Source organism: Vibrio sp. 10N.222.46.A1 (assembly GCF_041473595.1).
GTDB classification, from domain to species: Bacteria; Pseudomonadota; Gammaproteobacteria; order Enterobacterales; family Vibrionaceae; genus Vibrio; species Vibrio tasmaniensis_A.
The window spans coordinates 1-969 of the sequence record NZ_JBFRSN010000913.1 but is presented as its reverse complement, the minus strand read 5'-3'; the positions used below and the strand labels follow the sequence as shown (position 1 = coordinate 969).

General features: G+C 41.9%; 1 protein-coding gene. It reads right to left on the bottom strand.

The annotated features are described in order from the left end of the window. The coding region (locus tag AB4496_RS21920; protein ID WP_372131960.1) for an ABC transporter substrate-binding protein at positions 1–846 on the bottom strand (846 nt) is incomplete at its 3' end. Positions 847–969: the final 123 nt, after the last annotated feature.

Here is a 969-nt window from a genome sequence, read left to right as displayed (position 1 = left end):
CCAATCATCCAATGAGAAAGGTCCTGTTCCGATATAGGCACTGCGGCCACTCGAAAAATAGGTACGCTTACGACGATAAATAGACGCGTGTGGACTAGTCAAAGCATGGAGAAACATTGGGTTTGCGTATGTCAGCTCAATAGTCAGTTGTTTATCACCCACCACTTGAACATCACTGACCTGATCAAATAAAGACTGTACCGGACCTTCAATATTTTTTAGCTGCAACAAACATTGAGCAACATCTTTGGCCGTTAAAGTTTCACCGTCATGGAATAACACATTCGGTCTCAACCAAAAATGCAGAAAGCGCCCTTCCATCTTCCAATGGTGCGCGAGGCTCGCTTGGGGATTTCCATCATGATCTTGGACGAGTAGCGTATTGTAGAGGCTTCTTAAGATGTGATGTTCACCAGTTCGGTATGTTTTGGCTGGCTCAAGGTTATCGACCCACGGATATTGAGTGATCAGTAAATGGTCATGTTGTTGATTGAACAGACTATGTTTTTCAGTCGCTAGCGTCAGTGCCTTTATTGCCGCATCACCATAGCTTTCTAGAAGACGGGGAATAACATTAAAGCCCCCCTGTTCTAACTGAAGCGCTAACACTTGTTCTAATGCTTCGGGAAAGCTGACCAAAATTCTAAATTGGCTAAGCTTCCCTCTCCCTTTAGACGGAATCCAACAAATCCAGCGATATTCCGATAAGCATTTAAGAATGATCGAAGTGTTTCTGCGAGAAGTCGATAGCGAGTGTTCGAGATCATCGATCGTTAGATGATACTCTTCACCTATTTCATACTTTGCAATAAGTTGTTGAAGTCTACGTAAGTTAGCGTCGTTCATTGAATTCCAGACTAAAGCTGTATGTCAAATGTCATTAATATCAGTATGAATTTATAAATTCAACTTTACACTGAAATATCTATAACCCTTTAATCACTCCGTTTTACTAGGGCTCCACTTACC